The organism is Myxococcus sp. AM009, from assembly GCF_013372605.1.
Lineage (GTDB): Bacteria > Myxococcota > Myxococcia > Myxococcales > Myxococcaceae > Myxococcus > Myxococcus vastator.
Genome location: NZ_JABXEP010000360.1, coordinates 1 through 880, shown reverse-complemented (window position 1 = coordinate 880; position 880 = coordinate 1). Strand labels below are relative to the sequence as shown.

Sequence of the window (880 nt, the reverse complement as noted above, 5' to 3'; positions counted from 1 at the left end):
CGGACCTCTTCCACCAGGCCGCCTCGGTGCTACTGCCCCTCTCCCAGCACCTCTTGCAATGCATTGCCTCAGCGGACGTGGTGTGGGCGGATGAGACGCCGCTGCGCGTGCTGGACGTGAAGAAGACGCGTCTGGGCTACCTCTGGACTTTCCTCACCCGGAATGACGCGGGCGAGTGGCTCATCGGCTACCGCTTCAGCATGGGCCGCGCCAGCAAGACGCCGAAGGAAGTCCTGGGTGGCACCGCGGGCGCCCTCGTGGTGGACGCCTACACCGGCTACAACGCGGTGACGCTGCCGCAGGGCCGGGTGCGCGTCGGCTGCTGGGCCCATGTGCGTCGCCGCTTCTTCGACGCGCTGGCCACCGCGCCCGAGGCGCGTGAAGCCCTGGACTTCATCCTCGAACTCTACCGGGTGGAGGCCCAGGCGCGAGAGGCGGACGTGGTGCGCACCGCAGCCCACCGCGAGCTGCGCCAGGTGCACAGCGCCCCCGTCCTCGCCGGGCTGCGCGTCTGGCTTGAAGCCCAGGCACCGCGTCACCCGCCCAAGAGTCCACTGGGCCAGGCCATCTCCTACGCCCTCAAGCAGTGGGAGGCCCTCACGCGCTTCGTGGAGAATGAGCGCCTGCCTCTCGACAACAACCGCTCGGAATCGGCGCTACGGAAAGCCGCCCTGGGCCGTAAAAACTTTCTATTCGTCGGCCACGAGGCAGCGGGGGAGAATCTCGCCGGACTCTACGCCCTGGTGGCTTCCTGCGAGGCCAACGGCGTCAACCCCGAGACGTATCTCGCGGACGTCCTGCTGCGCGTGCAGACACACCCCAACTCGCGCATCGGTGAGCTGCTACCCCACGAGTGGAAGCGGCGACGCGCCGCCGACCC

Annotated in this window: 1 protein-coding gene; it reads left to right on the top strand. The window is 68.8% G+C overall.

Annotated elements, in window-relative coordinates; all coding sequences use genetic code 11:
* A partial coding sequence (locus HV824_RS35865) for an IS66 family transposase (RefSeq protein WP_176425278.1) occupies positions 1-880 on the top strand: 880 nt, incomplete at both ends.